The 19,446-nt window shown below is 67.4% G+C and carries 19 protein-coding genes; 15 read left to right on the top strand and 4 right to left on the bottom strand.

From position 1 onward, the window contains the following. The 5 genes from radC to V7067_RS07685 all read left to right on the top strand — a co-directional run. Positions 1-587, top strand: a 587-nt coding sequence (gene radC / locus V7067_RS07705; RefSeq protein WP_334175303.1) for a DNA repair protein RadC, incomplete at its 5' end; no start/stop codon positions are given. 152 nt (positions 588-739) lie between these two features. Further along, positions 740-2,158: a circularly permuted type 2 ATP-grasp protein gene (locus tag V7067_RS07700; RefSeq protein ID WP_334175302.1), complete on the top strand. Its 1,419-nt coding sequence runs from the start codon at positions 740-742 to the stop codon at positions 2,156-2,158. A gap of 141 nt (positions 2,159-2,299) precedes the next feature. Beyond that, positions 2,300-3,241: an alpha-E domain-containing protein gene (locus V7067_RS07695; RefSeq protein ID WP_334175301.1), complete on the top strand. Its 942-nt coding sequence runs from the start codon at positions 2,300-2,302 to the stop codon at positions 3,239-3,241. 236 nt (positions 3,242-3,477) lie between these two features. After that, entirely contained in the window at positions 3,478-4,302 is an 825-nt protein-coding gene (locus tag V7067_RS07690; protein WP_334175300.1) for a transglutaminase family protein, read from the top strand. A 249-nt stretch (positions 4,303-4,551) separates the two neighbouring features. Next, a complete protein-coding gene (locus V7067_RS07685) occupies positions 4,552-5,295 on the top strand; it encodes a peptidase (protein ID WP_334175299.1) in 744 nt (247 codons plus the stop codon). Between the two features lie 165 nt (positions 5,296-5,460). On the opposite strand, the gene V7067_RS07680 is transcribed toward V7067_RS07685, so the two are convergent. After that, positions 5,461-7,770, bottom strand: a complete 2,310-nt coding sequence (locus tag V7067_RS07680; protein ID WP_334175298.1) for an NADP-dependent malic enzyme — start codon at positions 7,768-7,770, stop codon at positions 5,461-5,463. A gap of 398 nt (positions 7,771-8,168) precedes the next feature. On the opposite strand from V7067_RS07680, the gene moaB reads away from it, so the two are divergent. Then, positions 8,169-8,732: a molybdenum cofactor biosynthesis protein B gene (gene moaB / locus V7067_RS07675; RefSeq protein ID WP_334175297.1), complete on the top strand. Its 564-nt coding sequence runs from the start codon at positions 8,169-8,171 to the stop codon at positions 8,730-8,732. An 810-nt stretch (positions 8,733-9,542) separates the two neighbouring features. On the opposite strand, the gene V7067_RS07670 is transcribed toward moaB, so the two are convergent. Further along, on the bottom strand, positions 9,543-10,379 hold the full coding sequence (locus V7067_RS07670; RefSeq protein ID WP_334175305.1) for an ATP-binding protein: 837 nt from the start codon (positions 10,377-10,379) through the stop codon (positions 9,543-9,545). Positions 10,380-10,876: 497 nt separating this feature from the next. Here V7067_RS07670 and yajC point away from each other — a divergent pair, with 497 nt between their 5' ends. The 9 genes from yajC to V7067_RS07625 all read left to right on the top strand — a co-directional run bounded on the left by yajC (position 10,877) and on the right by V7067_RS07625 (position 16,863). Further along, positions 10,877-11,221, top strand: a complete 345-nt coding sequence (yajC, locus tag V7067_RS07665; protein WP_334175296.1) for a preprotein translocase subunit YajC — start codon at positions 10,877-10,879, stop codon at positions 11,219-11,221. Between the two features lie 41 nt (positions 11,222-11,262). Then, positions 11,263-12,873 (top strand): protein translocase subunit SecD, encoded by a 1,611-nt coding sequence (gene secD / locus V7067_RS07660; RefSeq protein WP_334175295.1) that lies wholly within the window; start codon positions 11,263-11,265, stop codon positions 12,871-12,873. 27 nt (positions 12,874-12,900) lie between these two features. Continuing rightward, positions 12,901-13,845: a protein translocase subunit SecF gene (gene secF, locus V7067_RS07655; RefSeq protein WP_334175294.1), complete on the top strand. Its 945-nt coding sequence runs from the start codon at positions 12,901-12,903 to the stop codon at positions 13,843-13,845. A 3-nt stretch (positions 13,846-13,848) separates the two neighbouring features. Continuing rightward, positions 13,849-14,235, top strand: coding sequence for an MTH938/NDUFAF3 family protein (locus tag V7067_RS07650; protein WP_334175293.1), 387 nt, complete (start codon positions 13,849-13,851; stop codon positions 14,233-14,235). Between the two features lie 42 nt (positions 14,236-14,277). Further along, positions 14,278-15,153, top strand: coding sequence for a phytoene/squalene synthase family protein (locus V7067_RS07645; RefSeq protein WP_334175292.1), 876 nt, complete (start codon positions 14,278-14,280; stop codon positions 15,151-15,153). Further along, complete coding sequence (locus tag V7067_RS07640; protein ID WP_334175291.1) at positions 15,134-15,685, top strand: RNA pyrophosphohydrolase; 552 nt, start codon at positions 15,134-15,136, stop codon at positions 15,683-15,685. Before V7067_RS07645 ends, V7067_RS07640 begins: the two co-directional genes overlap by 20 nt. Before the next feature lie 42 nt (positions 15,686-15,727). Further along, positions 15,728-15,994 carry a BolA family protein gene (locus V7067_RS07635; protein ID WP_334175304.1) on the top strand — a complete coding sequence of 89 codons (267 nt, stop codon included), beginning with the start codon at positions 15,728-15,730 and terminating at the stop codon, positions 15,992-15,994. Between the two features lie 20 nt (positions 15,995-16,014). Continuing rightward, positions 16,015-16,497: a YbaK/EbsC family protein gene (locus V7067_RS07630; protein ID WP_334175290.1), complete on the top strand. Its 483-nt coding sequence runs from the start codon at positions 16,015-16,017 to the stop codon at positions 16,495-16,497. Positions 16,498-16,608: 111 nt separating this feature from the next. Beyond that, positions 16,609-16,863 (top strand): hypothetical protein, encoded by a 255-nt coding sequence (locus V7067_RS07625; protein ID WP_334175289.1) that lies wholly within the window; start codon positions 16,609-16,611, stop codon positions 16,861-16,863. Positions 16,864-17,224: 361 nt separating this feature from the next. Here V7067_RS07625 and V7067_RS07620 read toward each other — a convergent pair whose 3' ends face one another. Together V7067_RS07620 and ndk are read right to left on the bottom strand one after the other, a co-directional pair. Further along, on the bottom strand, positions 17,225-18,400 hold the full coding sequence (locus V7067_RS07620; protein WP_334175288.1) for a peptidoglycan DD-metalloendopeptidase family protein: 1,176 nt from the start codon (positions 18,398-18,400) through the stop codon (positions 17,225-17,227). A 623-nt stretch (positions 18,401-19,023) separates the two neighbouring features. Then, a complete protein-coding gene (ndk, locus tag V7067_RS07615; protein WP_334175287.1) occupies positions 19,024-19,446 on the bottom strand; it encodes a nucleoside-diphosphate kinase in 423 nt (140 codons plus the stop codon).

The following is a 19,446-nucleotide window of genomic DNA, read 5'->3' as shown; positions in this document are numbered from 1 at the left end:
TGGAGATGGTGCTGTTCCGCTCCATCCCCAGGCGCGACACGAAGCCGCTAGCCAAACGCCTGATTGAGCGTTTCGGTTCGTTTGCCGAAGTGCTTTCCGCCCCGCAATCGCAGTTGACCGAAGTGGAAGGCATTGGCGAGGCCACGGCTCTCGACCTGCAAATCGTGCTTGCGTGCGCGCAAAGACTGACGCGCGGCCGGGTGCGTGGCCGCACAATTCTGTCCTCCTGGACGGAAGTTCTCGACTATTGCCGCGTCGCGATGGCTTTTTCGGAAAAGGAGCAGTTCCGCATCCTTTTCCTCGACAAAAAGAATGCCCTGATCGCCGACGAATTGCAGCAGACCGGCACGGTAGACCACACGCCCGTCTATCCGCGTGAAGTCGTGAAGCGCGCGCTGGAACTGTCGGCGACCGCAATCATTCTTGTCCACAATCATCCCTCCGGCGATCCGACGCCCTCACGCGCCGACATTCAGATGACGCGGCAGATTGCGGACATTGCAAAGCCGCTCGGAATACTTGTTCATGACCACATCATTGTGGGGAGAGACGGGCACGCCAGCCTGAAAGGACTGAAACTGTTCTGAGCCAGTACTTTGGCTGTGCCGAAATTGAACACCCTTTGAACACAAATGACCAAGAATTTGGCATTGGTCAAACTGAAGGCAACCCTCTTGCGGCCCGGCCGGATTTGTCGATTAAATCGACTCCAACAGGGCCAACAGAGCGAGCAGTTGGGATGACAACCACCGCCTTCGACGAGATGACCGCTCTCGGTGCGGAAATCCGCCCGGGATATGAGCGCATCAAGAAGTGGCTCAACGAGACCGACCCGGAGCAGCTGCGCCTGCGCCAGAAGGAAGCCGAACTTCTGTTCCGCCGCATCGGCATCACCTTCAACGTTTACGGCGATGCGGATGCCGAGGAACGGCTGATCCCGTTCGATATCGTGCCGCGCGTCATCACGCGCAACGAGTGGAGCAGCCTGACGCTCGGCCTGCAGCAGCGCGTGAAGGCGCTGAATGCCTTCCTCGGCGATGTCTACAACAAGGGCGAGATCATCAAGGCCGGCATCATCCCGGAAGAGCTGGTCTACAAGAACCCCTACTACCGCCCGGAGATGGTCGGCTTCACGCCGCCGCAGAACATCTACGTTCCGATCGCCGGTATCGATATCATCCGCGTCGACGCCGATACGTTCTATGTGCTGGAAGACAACGCCCGCACCCCCTCCGGCGTGTCCTACATGCTGGAGAACCGCGAGGTCATGCTCCGGCTCTTCCCGGAACTGTGTGCGGAAAGCCGCGTTTCGCCGGTCGAGAATTACCCGGACGACCTGCTCGCCACGCTTCGTTCGATTGCACCCGATTCGGCGCCGTCGATTCCCACGATCGGCATCCTGACGCCCGGCCCGTTCAACAGCGCCTATTACGAACACACCTTCCTTGCCGATAAACTGGGCGTGGACCTGGTGGAGGGCCGCGACCTGTTCGTGCGCGATAACTTCGTCTACATGCGCACCACCGAAGGGCCGCGCCGGCTGGACGTGCTCTATCGCCGCCTCGACGACGACTTCCTCGATCCGCTGGTGTTCCGCCCGGATTCGGTGCTGGGCGTGCCGGGGCTGATGGCCGCCTACCGCGCCGGCAACATCGCGCTCGCCAACGCCGTCGGCACCGGCGTTGCCGACGACAAGGCGGTCTACAGCTACATGCCGGAGATCGTGCGCTTCTATCTGGGCGAAGAAGCGATTCTGAAGAACGTGCCGACCTGGCGCTGCCGCGAGCCGGAGGCGCTCTCCTATGTGCTCGACCACCTTGAAGAGCTGGTGGTGAAGGAGGTTTCCGGGTCCGGCGGCTATGGCATGCTCATCGGTCCGCGCGCCGACAAGGAAACCATCGAGACGTTCCGCGCCAAGCTGAAGACCAAGCCGGACGATTTCATTGCCCAGCCCACGCTGGCGCTCTCCACCTGCCCGACTTTTGTGCAGAACGGCATCGCGCCCCGCCACGTGGATCTGCGGCCGTTCGTTCTGTCGGGCTCGGACCGGATTCGCATCGTGCCCGGCGGCCTCACCCGCGTGGCGCTGAAGGACGGCTCGCTCGTCGTCAATTCGTCTCAGGGCGGCGGCACGAAGGACACCTGGGTCGTCGACTGACACCCGGCGCGGCCCGAGCGCAGGGGCCGGCGGCGCCCGTCGCCCGCCCCGCCCGCCCTTCCAGAACGACCCGCAGCCGCCCCCGCGGCGCCGCAATGCGGGCCACCCTTCCAGAATTCCCCGAACGGGAGCCCTTCTTCCATGTTGAGCCGCACCGCAGAAACCCTGTACTGGCTCGCCCGTTATGTCGAACGTGCGGAAAACACCGCGCGGATCATCGACGGGGCGGCGCGCCTGTCCGCCATGCCGGCCGCCTATGCCGGCGGCAGCAACGAATGGGAAAAAGCCATCGCGGCCTGCGGCTCGGGCGACCTGTTCCAGCGCCTTTACGGCGAGGCCAACCAGCAGACCGTCGTCGAGTTCCTCGGCTTCTCCACCGAGAATCCGTCCTCGATCCGCGTCTGTCTGGAAAACGCCCGCCACAACGCCCGCGCCGTGCGCACCGCGCTGACCATCGAGATGTGGGAGGCGATCAACGGCGCGTGGCTGGAGATGAAGCGCTTCTCGCCGGAATCGATGACGCGCACGAAGCTGCAGGAGTTCCTGTCCTTCGTGAAGGAAGCCAACCTGCGCTTCGACGGCTCCGCCTACCGCACGATGCTGCGCGACGACGCTTATGACTTCTTCCAGCTCGGCGTCTATATCGAGCGGGCGGATGCCACGGCGCGCATTATTGACGCCAAGTGCAGCGTGTTCGACGAGAAAGAAGAATCGCCCGGCGGCGGCCACGATTATTTCCAGTGGACCGCGCTGCTGCGGTCGGTTTCCGCCCTCACCTCCTATCACTGGGTCTACCGCCAGAGCATCAAACCGGATCTGGTGGCCGATCTTCTGATCCTTAACCGCCGCATGCCGCGTTCCATCGCCAGCTGCTATGAGAACATCACCCGCCGGCTCGATCTGCTGGCGCGCGGCTATGGCCGTCCGGGGCCGAGCCAGCGGCTTGCCTACGACATCTACGACCGCCTGAACGACAACGATATCCGCTCGGTGATGCGCACCGGGCTGCACCGGTTCCTGACCGAGGTGATCGACGACAACAATCGCCTTGGCGCGGCCATCACCGAGCAGTATCTGGTGTGACCGGCACAACCCCGGCGCGCGTTTGCGCCGGCCTGCGTGCGCGCTGCACGCTGCCGGCCGCCCGCCGGGGGCCGTGGTTTCCTGCCGGGGCCACGTGTCTTTCCTGCCGGGGGCTTCTTGTCCCTGTCTGCACGGCGCCTCCGGGCGCCGGGTCAAGCCGCGTTGCCCGATGCCGTCGGGCCGGCCCTGCCGGCCATCGGGACCCGTGTTCAGCCTTCTCCGGCGGAGTGGCAGCCATGCGCCTCAGGATCACGCACGAGACGATCTATCATTACGACCAGCCCATTGACCGGGCGATCGAGATCCTGCGCCTCACGCCGCAGAACCATAACGGCCAGTACGTTTCGTCCTGGCGGCTCGATGTCTCGACCGACGGCCTGCTGACGCGCATCGAAGACCCGTTCGGCAACATCACCCATTCGCTGTCGTTCGACGGCCCGCTCGACCGGCTGATCATCACCGCCGGCGGCGAGGTGGTGACGAACGACACCGCCGGCATCGTGCGCGGCGCGCGCGACCGCCTGCCGGCCGGCGTGTTCCTGCGGCCGACGGAATTTACCGAAACGACGCCGGCCATCCACGCCCTTGCCGACGGGCTGTTCAGCGAGGCGCGCGACACGCTGGATTTCCTCCACCGGCTGAACATGACGGTGTTCGACCGCTTCCTGCTGGCGCCGGCCCGCCACGGCGCCGTGCGCCCGGCCGGCGAGGTGCTGGCGGATGCCGAGCACCCGGCGACCCCGCAGGATCTGGCGCACCTCTTCATCGCGCTGGCGCGGCAGGCCCATGTGCCGGCGCGCTATGTGTGCGGCTACCTGCACCGGCCGGAGGCCTCCCGCGAGGCCGATGCCGGCCATGCGTGGGTGGAAGCCTTTGTGGAGGGGCTCGGCTGGATCGCCTTCGATCCCAGCCTCGGCATGTGCCCGGTCGATGCCCATGTGCGGGTTTCCATCGGCCTCGACTGCGCCGGCGCCGCCCCCATCCGCGGCGCCCGGGCCGGCGGCGGGCAGGAAGAGATCAGCGTCAACATCACGGTCGAAGAGATCTCTCACGGATTGTGACTTCGCCGCACCACCGCACAGCGGCGGCTTGCCGCGCCGCAGGGCGCGGCCGGCGCGCCCCCTTGCGTGCGCGGGCCGGCACAGGCATGAGTGGCGGCACGACCTGAGCGAAGTCCCGGCGGCGTGTGTGACGATTCTCCTGAAGACGGGCTCGTTTGTTTGTGATTGCAGAACGGGCTGCCCGAGGGTCCGCAGGGGAGGAACCTCCCCCGGAGCCGGCAGGTCCGCACCCGAAGAGCGGGAAAGCACATGACCTATTGCGTCGGCATTCTGGTCCGCGAGGGGCTGGTGATGATCGCCGATACCCGCACCAACGCCGGGCTCGACAACATCGCCACCTATCGCAAGCTGCACATTTTCGAGCGGCCGGGCGATCGCGTCGTGGCGATTGCCTCGTCCGGCAATCTGGCTGTGACGCAGTCGGTGCTGTCGCTGGTTTCCGAAGGGCTTGAGAACCCCGAGACCGGCGAAATCGAGACGCTGATGGAGATGCCGACGCTGTTCCGCACGGCCCAGTTCGTGGGCCGCGCGATCCGCGAGGTCTACCGCATCGACGGGCGCGCGCTGGAGCAGAACTCCGCCTCGTTCGACGTGACGATGATGGTCGGCGGCCAGATCGGCGGCGGGCGGCTGCGGCTGTTCATGGTCTACCGCGCCGGCAACTTCATCGAGGCGACCGAAGACACGCCCTATCTGCAGATCGGCGAGCACAAATACGGCAAGCCGATCCTCGACCGCGCAGCCACCTTCGATACCTCGCTGCAGGATGCGCTGAAGCTGGGCCTGATCTCGATGGATTCCACCATGCGCTCCAACCTGAGCGTGGGCCTGCCCATCGACACCGTTCTGGTGCGGCGCGATGCCATCCGCTCGTGCCTGCGCCACCGCATCGACGGCTACGACCCCTATTTCCGCGACCTGCGCGACCGCTGGTCGCGTGCCCTGCGCGAGGCCCATCTGGCCATCCCGGTACCGCCCTACGGCGAGAGCTGAGGACCGGGGCAACGCCCCGGCCGGAGCAGGCCCCGAAAACGGCGTCAGACAGAAAGAACGGCGCGGAGAGCATTCTCCGCGCCGTTTCGTTTATGCGGCATCCGGTTTTACGCCATCCCGGTTTGGCGCCATGCCGGTGTTGCGGGCGGCGCGCGGGCCGCCTTCTCAGGCGGCGGCGCTCGCGCGGGCGCCGGCATCCACGGCCGTCACCGCCATCATGTTGAGAACGCCGCGGCTGGTGGCCGTCGACGACAGGATGTGAGCCGGCTGGGCCGTGCCCATCAGAATCGGACCGACATGCAGGCCCGAGCCGATTTCCTTCATCAGCGTGAGCGCGATGTTGGCCGAATCGAGGTTCGGGAACACCAGCAGGTTCGCCGCGGTTTTCAGGCGCGACTTCGGCATGGAAAGATCGCGCACCAGACGCGACAGCGCCGCATCGCCCTGCATCTCACCATCGACTTCCATGTCCGGGTGGGCGGCGAGCAGGATTTCCAGCGCCTCCCGCATCTTGCGCGGCGAGGCGGTGTCGCGCGTTCCGAAGTTGGAATGCGACAGCAGCGCCACCGCCGGCGCGATGCCGAACCGGCGCACATGCTGCACGGCCATTTCCGTCATTTCCGCGATGCCGGCCGCGCTCGGGTTTTCCTGAATCGAGGTATCGGCCAGGAAGTAGGCGCCCTCGTTCAGCAGCAGCAGCGACAGGGTGGACAGATCGGAAACCCCGGGCGCCTGCCCGACGATGGCCCGGATATCGCGCAGATGCCGGTTGAAGCGGCCGTCGAGGCCGCACAGCAGGCCGTCGGCCTCCCCGCGCCGCAGCGCCAGCGCGCCGATGACGGTGGAATTGGTGCGCACCACGATGCGCGCGGCATCCGGCGTGATGCCCTTGCGGCCGACGAGGTTGAAATAGAGATCGACATATTCGCGGTAGCGCGGATCGTCGAGCGGATTGATGATGTCGAAATCGCTGCCCGGCCGAATGCGCAGCCGGAAGCGCTCCAGCCGGCTTTCGATCACCTGCGGGCGGCCGACGAGGATCGGCCGCGCGATGCCGTCCTCAACCGCGATCTGCGAGGCGCGCAGCACGCGCTCGTCCTCGCCGTCGCACAGCACGATGCGCTTCTTCAGCTTCTTGGCCCGCGCGATGACCGGCTTCATCACCATGCCGGAACGGAACACGAAGCGGTTCAGCCCGTCGAGATAGGCTTCCCAGTCGGTGATCGGGCGGGTGGCAACGCCCGTTTCCATGGCCGCGCGCGCCACCGCCGGCGCAATGCGCAGCACGAGGCGCTGGTCGAACGGCGTCGGGATGAGCCGCTTCGGGCCGAAGACGAGGCGTTCCTCGGAATCCTCGCCCAGCGGCGCCTCATGGGCGAGCGCGGCGATGGCCTCCACCGCGGCCAGCTTCATCGGCTCGTTGATGGCCGTTGCCGCCACATCGAGGGCGCCGCGGAAGATATAAGGAAAGCACAGGACGTTATTGACCTGATTGGGAAAATCAGACCGTCCGGTACAGATCATGGCATCGGGGCGCACCTCCGCCGCCGCATCGGGCATGATCTCCGGCGTCGGGTTGGCGAGGGCGAGGATGAGCGGCTTTTCGCCCATCGTGGCCACCATCTCCGGCTTCAGCACCCCGCCGGCCGACAGGCCGAGGAAGATGTCGGCCCCTTCGATCACCTCGGCCAGTGTGCGCTTGTTGGTCTCCTGCGCGTAAGGTGCCTTCCACGGGTCCATCAGCGCCTCGCGGCCCTTGTAGACCACGCCCTCGACATCGGTGACCCAGATGTTCTGGCGCCGGGCGCCGAGCGAGACGAGAATGTTGAGGCAGGCGATGGCCGCCGCGCCGGCGCCGGAGGCGACCACCTTCACTTCGTCGATCTTCTTGCCGGCAATGGCCAGCGCATTCTTGACGGCCGCACCGACGATGATGGCCGTGCCGTGCTGGTCGTCATGGAACACCGGAATGTTCATGCGCTCGCGCAGCCGGGCCTCGATCTCGAAGCACTCCGGCGCCTTGATGTCCTCAAGGTTGATGCCGCCGAAGGTCGGTTCCAGCGCCGCCACGATATCGACGAAGCGGTCGACCGTGCGCTCGTCCACCTCGATGTCGAACACATCGATGCCGGCGAACTTCTTGAACAGCACCGCCTTGCCTTCCATGACCGGCTTGGAGGCAAGCGGCCCGATCGCGCCGAGGCCGAGCACCGCGGTGCCGTTGGAAACGACGGCCACCAGATTGCCGCGGGCGGTGTAGTCGGCCGCCTTCGCCGGCTCCTTCTCGATCTCAAGGCACGGGAAGGCGACGCCCGGCGAGTAGGCGAGCGCGAGGTCGCGCTGGTTGCCGAGCGGCTTGGTGGCGCGGATCTCCAGCTTACCGGGCACCGGCAGGCGGTGATAAAAAAGGGCGCCGTCTTCGAGGGTCGTGGCGGCGGACGGCGCAGCGGCGTTGTTTTGACGCTCTTTGGACATTTCGGGTCTCCCTTGAGGCGAACGCCTCCCCAAGCGTTTCATAACACCCGCCGGACGGGAGCAAGCAAGCCGGCGGCCCGCGGGCCCCGCACCCCGTGCCGGCTTGAGGAACGCCCCGCAAGCGCTGCCAAAACGCGTTTCGGGGCCAAAGCCGGCAAAAATGTGCTCTCACAGCGCCAAAGCCGTGGCATCGCCGTCCTGCCGGGTACCACCGCCGGCGGGCGCCGGCAGCCGGCGCGCAGCGGGCCGGGCGCCCGGCCGCCGGCATTGCGCCGGATGCGGCCCTGCCCCGGCGAAAAAAGTTCCCGCGGCGGCGGCCCGCCCGGCCCTTGCGCAACGCACACACTGCGCGGGACAAAGGCCGGCACGGTCTCACGCCAGCCGGGAGCAAACGCCTGATGAGTCGAATCGATGAATCCCGCCCCTTCGTTCCGGTCCGCTTCGCCGTCGCAACGGTTTCCGACACCCGCACCCTTGCCGACGACCGCTCCGGCGACACCCTCGCCCGCCATATCGGCGAGGCCGGCCATGTGCTGGCCGACCGTGCCATCGTGGCCGACGACCTGACGGCGATCCGCACGCTGGTGACCGGCTGGGTGGCCCGCGCGGATGTCGACGTGGTGCTGACCACCGGCGGCACCGGCTTCACCGGCCGCGACGTGACGCCGGAGGCGCTTGAGCCGCTGTTCGACAAGCGCATGGAGGGCTTTTCCGCCGTATTCCATCGCCTGTCCTACGAGGTCATTGGCACATCAACGATTCAGTCCCGCGCCACCGCCGGGCTGATCGGCACCACGTTCGTGTTCGTGCTGCCCGGTTCGCCCGGCGCCTGCCGGGATGCGTGGGATGGCATCCTGATGCAGCAGTTCGATTACCGGCACCGGCCGTGTAATTTTGTGGAAATCATGCCGCGGCTCGGCGAGCACCTGCAACGCGGCCTTCCGGCCGGCCGGGCGGTGTGAACCACAGGCAATCCGCGGCCCCGCCGCCGGCCTTTAACAGCGCATTAACAGCAACCGAAGGATGATGGCCCCGCCGCGGCAAAGGCGGCAGGGCAGAACCTCCTGAAACGCCATTGACGGACATTGCCCTACGGAGGCATTCACCTGCTGTGGCGCCGGCCCGTCCGGACCCGGCGCCCCTTCGACGATGCGGCTGCGGGCTCCCTCTCCGGGTCCGCGGGGCGGAAGTTGAGATTGTGACAATCGTGGCCTGCACCGCCCGCCGGGGCGGGGCGGTGACGCCACCGGCGGCGATCACCGCACAACGCCCGTCCCCGGGCACGACGTGCAGGTCTGCTCCAGGGAGCACAGGAAGTTCCATGCGGATTGCAATGGTGGTGCTGGCGCTCGGCTGGCTGGGTCTGATGGCAATTGCCTACACGCCGACGACGGATGCGCGGCCGGTCACCGGTTACAGCACCACTGAATGACACTGTCTGCGGGCCGCAGGGCCTGCAGAGACGCGCGCGGGCAATCGGCACCGCGTGCCCGGCCCGCGGCGCCCGCGCCGCGCCGCCGGGCTGAAGGCCATCCGGCCGGACGACACCGCCCGGAACCGGACCGCCGGCGACGCAGCCTCGCTGCCTGTTGCTTGCCCCCGTCTCTCCCCCTCTCTTCAGGACGAGCCGGGGGGCCAGCGGGCGGGAAACGCCGGCCAGCGCCGATTCCTCCCCCGACATATCCGGCAAACGAAAGCCGGGCCGGCAGAACCGGCCCGGCGATGGCTGTGCCCGTTGCGGCGCCTGTGCCCGTTGCCGTGCCCGGTGGCGCTCAGTCTTCCAGACGGCGGCCCAGACGGCCGGCCAGATCCTGAATGAACTGCCAGGCCACGCGACCGGACCGCGAACCGCGGGTGGTCGCCCACTCCAGCGCCTGCGCGCGCAGGTCCTCCGCCCCCACGGGCAGCGCGAACCGCGTGACATAGCCCGTGACCATGGCGAGATATTCTTCCTGCGTGCACTTGTGGAAGCCGAGCCACAGGCCGAAACGATCGGACAGCGACACCTTCTCTTCCACCGCCTCGCCCGGATTGATGGCCGTGGACCGCTCGTTCTCCATCATATCGCGCTGCAGCAGGTGGCGGCGGTTGGAGGTGGCGTAGAACATCACGTTGGCCGGCCGCCCTTCCAGCCCGCCTTCCAGCGCCGCCTTCAGAGACTTGTAGCTGGTATCGCCGGCATCGAACGACAGGTCGTCGCAGAACACGATGAAGCGATGCGGCGCCGCACGCAGAATCGCCATCAGCGCCGGCAGGCTGTCGATATCCTCGCGGTGAATCTCGACAAGCTTCAGCCGCGCCGTCTCGCCCCCGGCGGCAAGGGCGTCGTTGACGGCGGCCTGCGCGGCCTTCACCAGCGAGGACTTGCCCATGCCGCGCGCGCCCCACAGCAGCACGTTGTTGGCCGGCAGCCCGCGCGCAAAGCGCGCGGTGTTGGCCAGAAGCTGGTCGCGGGCCGAATCGACGCCATGCAGCAGGCCGATTTCGACGCGGTTGACCTTCTCCACCGGCTCCAGCACCGGCGGGTTCGCCTGCCAGACGAACGCATCGGCACCGGCCAGATCCGGCACCCGCACCTCCGGCGGAACGGCCCGTTCCACGAGGGCAATGAGACGGTCGAACCGCGCCGCGAGGGCGGCAACGTCGGCGGCGGAAATTTCGGCCACGGCATGCACTCCGCTTCGGACAATCCTGATCTTCCGGCGCGTTCCCGCGCCAGCGCCCCGATATTCTGCGCGGGCGTGGGCGCGGAAGCGGGAGCGGCCCGCGCACCTCTAGCATGACGGCCGGGCGTGGAAAATGGCCGCCGATTTGCAAACCGGCAGGCGACGTTTATAGTCCGCGCGTCTGCGATCCGGCCCGCATGGTGCCGGACCGCCGCGATTTTCGGGCCGGGAGGCAGCCAAATCCGGCGCCTGTTGCCGCCGGATCATTGCGCCTGCCCGGCGATGTGCGGGAAAGTGCTGCTTATAGGCGTTGCAGTGCTGCACTGCGGACGATAACACATGCGGCTATGCCGGCCGGACGGGCACCGTTGCCTGTCGGTGCCGGAACGGCGCTGATGCACCGCCCCTCAGGGCGATGCCACCCAAGGCTCGAGGACTCGATGAACTTTATTGCCCCTGCCTATGCCCAGGCCGCTGCCGGTGCCCCGGCCAGCACGACCGACATGGTGCTGCAGTTCGCGCCGTTCCTGGTCATCATCGTCATCATGTACTTCCTGATCCTGCGTCCGCAGCGTCAGCGCCAGAAGCAGCATCAGGAGATGATCTCCAAGGTGCGGCGCGGCGACACCATCGTCACTGCCGGTGGCCTCATCGGCAAGGTCGTGAAGGCCGATGGCGACGCCGACGTGCAGGTGGAACTGGCCGAGGGCGTGCGCGTGCGCGTGCTGCGCTCCGCCATTCAGGACGTGCGCGCCAAGGGCGAGCCGGTTAACGACAACGCCTGATCCGGTCCACCCCGTCCCGCCCGCCTCAAAGACTGCGAACCATGCTCTATCTCTCACGCTGGAAGATCGCCCTGATCCTCGCCGTCGTGCTCGGCGGGTTCGTGGTTTTGCTGCCCAACTTCTTCTCCCGGGAGACCGTGGCGAACTGGCCGGCCTTTATGCCGAAACGCCAGATCGTGCTCGGTCTCGACCTGCAGGGCGGCGTTTATCTGCTCTATGAGGTCGACCGCGAGGACTATATCCAGAAGCGTCTCAAGACGCTGACCGGAGAGGTGCGCGGCGCTCTGCGCGAGGAGCCGCGCATCGGCTTCACCGATCTTGCGGTGAAGGGCGATGCGGTGACGGTGCGCATCCGCGACATGAATCAGCTCGCCGAGGCCCGCAAGCGCCTCGACGAGCTGCGCAACCCGCTGTCCTCGTCGCTGTTCGGCGCCAAGCCGGTCGACGAGTTCCGCGTCGAGGTGGCCGACAACGGCGTCGCCCGGCTGTCGTTCACCCAGCAGGGCCTCGAACAGCGCGTGCGCTCCATCGTCGATCAGTCGATCGGCGTTATCGCCCGCCGTGTCGACGAACTCGGCACCGTGGAGCCCAACATTCAGCGTCAGGGCGCCGACCGCATTCTGGTCGAGGCCCCCGGCCTCGACGATCCGGATCGCCTGAAGGCCATCGTCGGCCAGACCGCCCAGCTCACCTTCCATCTGGTCGACACCTCGATCAATCCGCAGACGGTGATCCAGAGCAAGCCGCCGGCCGGCACGATGCTGCTCTATTCGGTCAACGATCCGCCCGTGCCCTATGTGGTGGAAGAGGCGCCGCTGCTGACCGGCGACGACCTCGTCGACGCTCAGGCGACGTTCGAGCCGACCAACCACGAACCGGTGGTGTCCTTCCGCCTTTCCACTGCCGGGTCGCGCAAGTTCGCCACCATCACCCAGCAGAACGTCGGCCGGCCGTTCGCCATCGTGCTCGATAACGAGGTGATTTCGGCGCCGAACATCCGCGAGCCGATCCTCGGCGGCGCGGGCCAGATCTCCGGCAACTTCACGGTGGAAACCGCCAACGATCTGGCCGTTCTGCTGCGCGCCGGCGCCCTGCCCGCCAAGCTGACCATCGTGGAAGAACGCACCATCGGCCCCGGCCTCGGCGAGGATTCCATCCGCGCCGGCGAGATCGCCTCGATCATCGCCACGATCGCCGTCTGCATCTACATGTTCGCCGTCTACCGCTTCTTCGGCCTGCTGGCCAACATCGCGGTGGTGGTCAACGTGATGCTCATCTTCGCGCTCATCACGCTGCTCGGCGCCACGCTGACGCTGCCCGGCATCGCCGGCATCGTGCTCACCGTCGGCACCGCGGTCGATTCCAACGTGCTGATCTACGAGCGCATCCGCGAAGAGGCGCGCAACGGACGCTCGGCGATCATGGCCATCGACACCGGCTTCCGCCGCGCCATCGGCACCATTCTGGATGCCAACATCACGATGTTCATTTCCGCCATCGTGCTGTTCTATCTGGGATCGGGTCCGATCCGCGGCTTTGCCGTGACCCATGCCCTCGGCATCATCACGACGATGTTTACCGCCGTCACCTTTACCCGCATGCTGGTCGTGTTCTGGGTGCGGCTGCGCCGCCCGACCAAGATCAGCATCTGAGCGACCCATTGAGGAACTGAGCGCGTCATGAAGGTTCTTCGCCTCGTCCCCGACGGCACCAAAATCGGCTTCATGCGCCTGTGGCGCGTGATGCTGCCGATTTCGGTGGTGCTGTCGATCGCCTCTCTGGTCGCCTTCTTCACGGTCGGCCCGAACTACGGCATCGACTTCAAGGGCGGTTCGGTGATCGAGATCACCACCACCAGCGGCAAGCCGGCCGATCTGGCCGAGCTGCGCAATACCGTCGGCGACCTCAATCTGGGCGATGTGCAGATTCAGGAATTCGGCCGCCCGGATGACGTGCTGATCCGCATCGCCCGCCAGGAAGGCGGCGACGAGGCGCAGCAGCGTGCGGTGTTTCTGGTCCGCGATGCGCTCGGCGATGGCTACGACATCACCCGCACCGAAGTCGTCGGGCCGCGCGTTTCCGGCGAACTGGCGCGCAACGGCACGCTCGGCCTCGTCGTGACGCTGGCCGCGATCATGGTCTATGTGTGGTTCCGCTTCGAGTGGCAGTTCGCCGTCGGCGCCATCATTGCCACGCTGCACGACGTGATCCTGACGCTCGGCATCTACACGCTGGTTCCCTTCGAGTTCAACCTGTCGTCCATTGCCGCCATTCTGACGATTGTCGGCTATTCCCTGAACGACACGGTGGTCGTCTACGATCGAATTCGCGAGAATCTGCGCAAATACAAGAAGATGCCGATTGCGGACCTCATCGACCTGTCGGTGAACGAAACCCTCGGCCGCACCATGATCACGTCGATCACGACCCTGATCGCGCTGATTTCGCTCTATGTCTTCGGCGGCGAAGTGATCCGCTCGTTCGTGTTCGCGATGATCTTCGGCGTGGTGGTGGGCACCTTCTCGTCGATCTACATCGCCGCTCCGGTGCTGATTTATTTCCGCCTGCGGACCGGCCGGCCGAACAATGAGGAAGGCGCGGCCGCCGCCACCGGGGCGGTCTGAGCGATGGCCGGCATCGTCATCCGGCAGGCCCATTTTCCCGACCGTGCGCCGGTCGATGCCTATGGGGATGGCGGCTTCCGCTTTGCCGGCATGTCGCACCGGGGGGCCATTCTGGCGCTGCCGAGCGGCATCCACGGCTGGTCGCCGGTCAGCGTTGCCGATCTCGACCGCGAGGCCTTTGCGCCCGTGGTGGCGCAGGCGGCCTCGTTCGGCTTCTTTCTGCTCGGCACCGGCGAGAAATTCGCCGTCCTGCCGCCGGACCTGCTGTGGTACCTCAAGGGCGCCGGACTCAGGGTGGAGATGATGTCCACCGGGGCGGCCGTGCGGACCTATAATGTGATGCTCTCGGAAGAGCGGCCGGTTGCGGCCGGCTTCCTGCCGGTGTTCTGAGCAGCGGCGCGCCGCTGCTCGCCGGCCTTTTGCGGACCGCCGATGGATACCGCCGATCACTGCCTCGACCTCGTCCGCCGCTTCGATGCCGACCGCTATCTTGCGGCCCTGTTCGCGCCGGAAGCGGCACGGCCGGCGCTGCTGGCGCTGGCGGCCTTCGGGATCGAGATTGCGCGCGTGCGCGAGAGCGTGCGCGAAGTGCTGCCGGGTGAAATCCGGCTGCAATGGTGGCGCGATACGCTGGAGCATCGCCAGCCCAGCGGACACCCGGTGGCCGATGCCCTGCTGGAGGCGATCGCACGCTACAGCCTGCCGGTGCCGGCGCTGATCGGGGTGATCGATGCCCACACTTTCGACCTCTATGACGATGCCATGCCGGATCTGAACGAGATGGAAGGCTATGCCGGCGAAACCGCCGGTGCGCTGATACAGCTTGGGGCCATCGTGCTGGCCGGCGGCCGCGATCCCGGCACCGGCACGCTTGCGGGCCACGCCGGTGCGGCGCTGACGCTCTGTCGCGTGGTGCAGGGAGTGCCGCGGGCCAGCGCGCGCGGGCAGCTCTTTCTGCCCGGCGACGTACTGGCGCGCCATGGCGCGGACCCCGCCGCTGTGCGCGCCGGCACCGACAGCCCGGCCCTGCGGGCGGCGCTGGGCGAGATGATCGCCCACGCGCGCCATCATCTCGACCGCGTCGGCCCGATCGGACGGGCGGTTCCGCCGGCGGCGGTGCCGGCTTTTCTGCCGCTGTCCGGCACGCTGCCGCTGCTGAACCGGCTGCAGACCAGCCGCACCGATCCGCTGCACACCATCACCGAAATGCCGGCCCTGCCGCGATTGTGGCGCATGTGGCGCTTTGCGGCGCAGGGCCGCCGGCGGCTGAAACGAACGGGAGGACCCGATGGGCAAGCACAAGGATAAGGACAAGGCGCACCGCGACAAGGCCGCAGCCGTCGATCCGGCGTCGCTGCCCTACCGGCCGTGCGTCGGCGTGGTGCTGTTTTCGGCAGACGGCCGGGTCTTCGTCGGCGAGCGCCGCGGCGACGGCGAGGAAGGCAAGAGCCTTTCCAATCCCTGGCAGATGCCGCAGGGCGGCATCGACGAGGGTGAGGAGCCGGAAATCGCCGCCCGCCGCGAGCTGATGGAAGAGACCGGCGTGGTCAGGGCCAGCCTGATCGCCGAAGCGCCCGAGTGGGTGCGATACGATCTGCCGGCCGAACTGGTCGGCAAGGCGTGGAAGGGACGCTATCGCGGCCAGATCCAGAAATGGTTCGCCTTCCGCTTCGAGGGCGAGGATGGCGACATCAACGTGCTCGCCCCGCCCGGCGGCCACAAGCCCGAGTTCTCGGCCTGGCGCTGGGAACCGCTGGAGAACGTGCCGGCGCTGGTCGTGCCGTTCAAGCGCGCGGTCTACGAGAAGGTCGTCGCCGCCTTCCGCCATCTGGCAGCCTGACGCCGCGACCGGGAGGAGACGACAGCCATGCCGACGACAGCGATGTCCATGAAGGACCGGATCGAAACCAAGCTCAGGGCCGCGCTGGCGCCGCAGGCGCTGGAGGTGATCGACGACAGCCGTCTGCATGCCGGCCATCATGGTCACAGCGGCGTGGAGAGCCACTTCCGCGTGCGCATCGTGGCCGAGGGTTTCCGCGGCGCCTCGCGCATGGCGCGGCACCGCCTGATCAACACCATTCTGGCAGAGGAACTGGCCGGCCCCGTGCACGCTCTCGTCATCGAGCGCGCCGAGCCGCCGGCCGCCTGAGACCCGGAAAGGAAGAGCGGATGAGTCTGGACTCCGTGCGGGCCTTCTTCGCGGCCCATGCCCCGGATATCGCAGTTCTGGTCACCGAGGCGAGCAGCGCCACGGTGGCGGAGGCAGCCGAGGCCCACGGTGTCGCCGCCGCGCAGATCGCCAAGACGCTGTCGCTGAAGATCGGCGACGCGGTGGTGCTGGTGGTGGCGCGCGGCGATGCCCGTCTCGACAACCGCAAGATCAAAGCCGTGCTCGGCGGCAAGCCGCGCATGCTCGATGCTGAAACGGTGGCCGCAATCACCGGCCATCCGGTGGGCGGCGTCTGCCCGTTCGGCCTCGCAACGCCGCTGAAGGTCTATTGCGACCTGTCGCTGCAGGCCTTTGACGAAGTCGTTCCGGCCGCGGGGGCCCGCAACAGCGCCGTCCGCATCGCCCCGCAGCGCATGGCAGCCCTCGTCGGTGCCGAATGGGCCGATCTCTGCCAGACACCGGAACCGCCCCCGCCCGGCTGAGCCCCGCCCCGCTGGCCGGCCCGGACACGGCGCGCAGGTTGCAGCAGGGACTGGTAAACGAAGTTTGTTCCTGCTATGTTCCATTTCCAGCGAGACTGGAGATGGAAGAACATGGCCAGACTGACCTATTTTGTGGTTGTGCCGTTCGCTGCCGGTGATGACGGTGAACTGGTGCCCGGCGATCCGGTGGAAGCGCGCGATTCGGAATCCGCCCGGCGCATGGCCCTGCGCCTGACCGGCAGCGGCGCCGCCGGTGCGCTCGCCTTCAGCCGCGCCGCCGACCCGGACATCGGCGTCTATGAGGATGCCGTGGTCATCGACCGCGTCGGCACGGTGCCATCGGACTGGGCCGGCATGTTCGGCTGACATGTTCGGCGGACCACGGCCGCCCCCCTGCCCTGCACGGCCGGGTGCGGGAACATCCGCACGGCGAGAATGCCTGCACGGAATGACACACGCCGAAATTACACCCGCAAAAACAACACCCGCCGGAGGCGGCAGCGCCCGGCGGGTGTGAAAAGGATTTCGATCGCGTGCCGCGGGACGCTGCCGGATCTTGGTCGGCCGGATCTTGGTCGCGGGGATGGCGGCGGCCGTGCCGGCGCGCTTTCCTGCCGGACCGCGCTCTTGCGGACCCGCGCTCCTGCCGGGCAGAGGCTCTTTGCAGGAACTCTCAGCCGTGCCGGGCCGTGCCTTTTGCCGCGCGGATGCGCTGGCCGGACGGCGCTCAGGCGCCGGCCAGATGCGGCAGCGGATCGACCGGCTGCGAGCCCTTGCGCAGTTCGAAATGCACCTGCGGCTGGCTGACCGAACCGGTGGCGCCGGCATAGCCGATGGTCTGGCCGCGCTTCACGGTTTCGCCGCGGCGCACCAGAAGCTCCTTGTTGTGGGCATAGGCAGTCACCCAGCCGCCTTCGTGGCGCACCAGCACCAGATTGCCGAAGCCCGACAGCTCGTTGCCGGCATAGATCACGGTGCCCGCCTCGGCTGCCTTCACCGGCGTGCCTTCCGGCACGGCAATGTTGATGCCGTCGTTCTGCTCGCCGTTCGACTTCTTGCCGAAGCCGGCGATGATGCGGCCACGCACCGGCCAGCGGAAGCCGGAGCCGGCCTCTTCTTCCGGTGCGCTGGCAGCCGCGGCATCGGTTGCGGTCTTGGCGGCCGAGCCGGCGGCGGAAGGCAGCGAGGCGACCTGCTGCCCGGCCGGCGGCGCCGGCGGGGCGGCGGGGTTGGCAACCTTGGCCGCCTCGGCCTGCAGCGTGCTGGCGCCGGCGGCGAGGGTCTGCTGGGCCGCATCGGTTGCCGTTGCCGCCGCCGTTGCGGGCGCCGGCACCGGCATGACGGACGCAACCTTGGTGGCCGTGGCGGCCGCGCCGGTCGGGATCTGCAGCGACTGGCCGATCTTGATCTGGCTGTCGGTCGTCAGGCCGTTGGCCGCGGCCAGGGCAGCCGGGCTCACCTGATATTTGCGCGCCACGGAATAGAGCGTCTCGCCCGGCGTCACGACATAGCCGCCCGCCGGGGCCGGAATGGCGGCCTTGGCGGCATCGCTGGCCACCTGCGTGGCTGTGCCGGAGGTGAAGGTCGGAATGGTCACGCGGCGGCCGTTCAGGGCGCCATAGGCATCGCTCAGGCCGTTCACGCTCATGATGGCGTTGACGGGCACGCCATAGCGCTGGGCAAGCGAGGTCGGCGTATCGCCGGCACCGGCGGTCAGCACCGTGCCGCCGACGGCGCTCCAGCCCTGATAGGTACCGCTCATCGCCGGTGCGGCAGCGGCTGCCGCAGCCGGGGCCACGCTGGCAACGGCGCCGGCAGCGACTGCGCCCGGAGCCGGCAGCGGCTGCGAGGTCACGGCCGACGGCGGCGGCAGCGGCGTTGCGGTCACACTCGCGGTGCGCATCGGAGCGATGTTCCCGGTGGAACTCACGCCCCCCTGCGCCACGCCGCCGCTTCCGTAAATCTGCTGCTGGTTGGGCGTGGAAGCCGTAAACAGCGGTGCCTCGGCGAAACGGGTGATATCACTGCACCCGGCCAGACCGAATGCGCAGACAGCCACGCCCGCAAGCGCAGAAAAGCGGAAACGGCGACCCGGCGAGGCAGGAACGTCCGAAATCTGGATGGCCGCAGCCGTGCCGCCCAGTCGGGAACTCCAAAATGCGTTTTGCATCGCCCTCATCCGACTCGCCCGTCATCGTTAATGTCAGTAGACGCTGACAGCGTTTATGAAGGTTTAATCGCATGCCGGACCGGACCAATTTTCGGCCGAACAATGGCAATTTCTGTCCCTTTCGGGGCGGCGGCCGCCGGCAGGCACATGGGGCCCCGCCATCGGCCGGCCGGATGCGACGGCCAGCGATTGCGCCAAAAACGACGCCCCGCGCCAAAAACAAACGGCCGGCGCATGGGCGCCGGCCGTTGCCGGAAAGGTTGCCAAGAGGCATCGGCGGGCCTTACGGCCCTGCGGTTAACGCGCCGCAGCCACAGCGGCCAGCCGGCCGGCCTGCGGCAACCGCAGATGCGTCCTCAGCCGGTGATCTCGGCCGTGGCGAAGAAGAAGGCGATTTCCTGAGCGGCCGTCTCCGGGGCATCCGAGCCGTGCACCGAGTTCTCGCCGATGGACACGGCGAAGTCCTTGCGGATGGTGCCTTCGGCGGCCTGCGCCGGGTTGGTGGCGCCCATCACTTCGCGGTTCTTCAGGATGGCGCCCTCGCCTTCCAGCACCTGCACGACGACCGGGCCCGAGGTCATGGTCTCGACCAGCTCGCCGAAGAACGGACGCTCGCGATGCACGCCGTAGAAGGCCTCGGCCTGCGCCTTGGTGATGAGGATGCGCTTCTGCGCGACAACGCGCAGGCCCGCGGACTCCAGCCGGTCAACGATCTTGCCGGTGATGTTGCGGCGGGTGGCATCCGGCTTGATCATCGAGAAAGTGCGTTCGATCGCCAT

It is taken from the genome of Pseudoxanthobacter sp. (assembly GCF_036822375.1).
Taxonomy (GTDB): Bacteria; Pseudomonadota; Alphaproteobacteria; order Rhizobiales; family Segnochrobactraceae; genus Pseudoxanthobacter.
The sequence above is the reverse complement of the archived record's forward strand: the minus strand, read 5'-3'. Positions and strand labels throughout refer to the sequence as shown.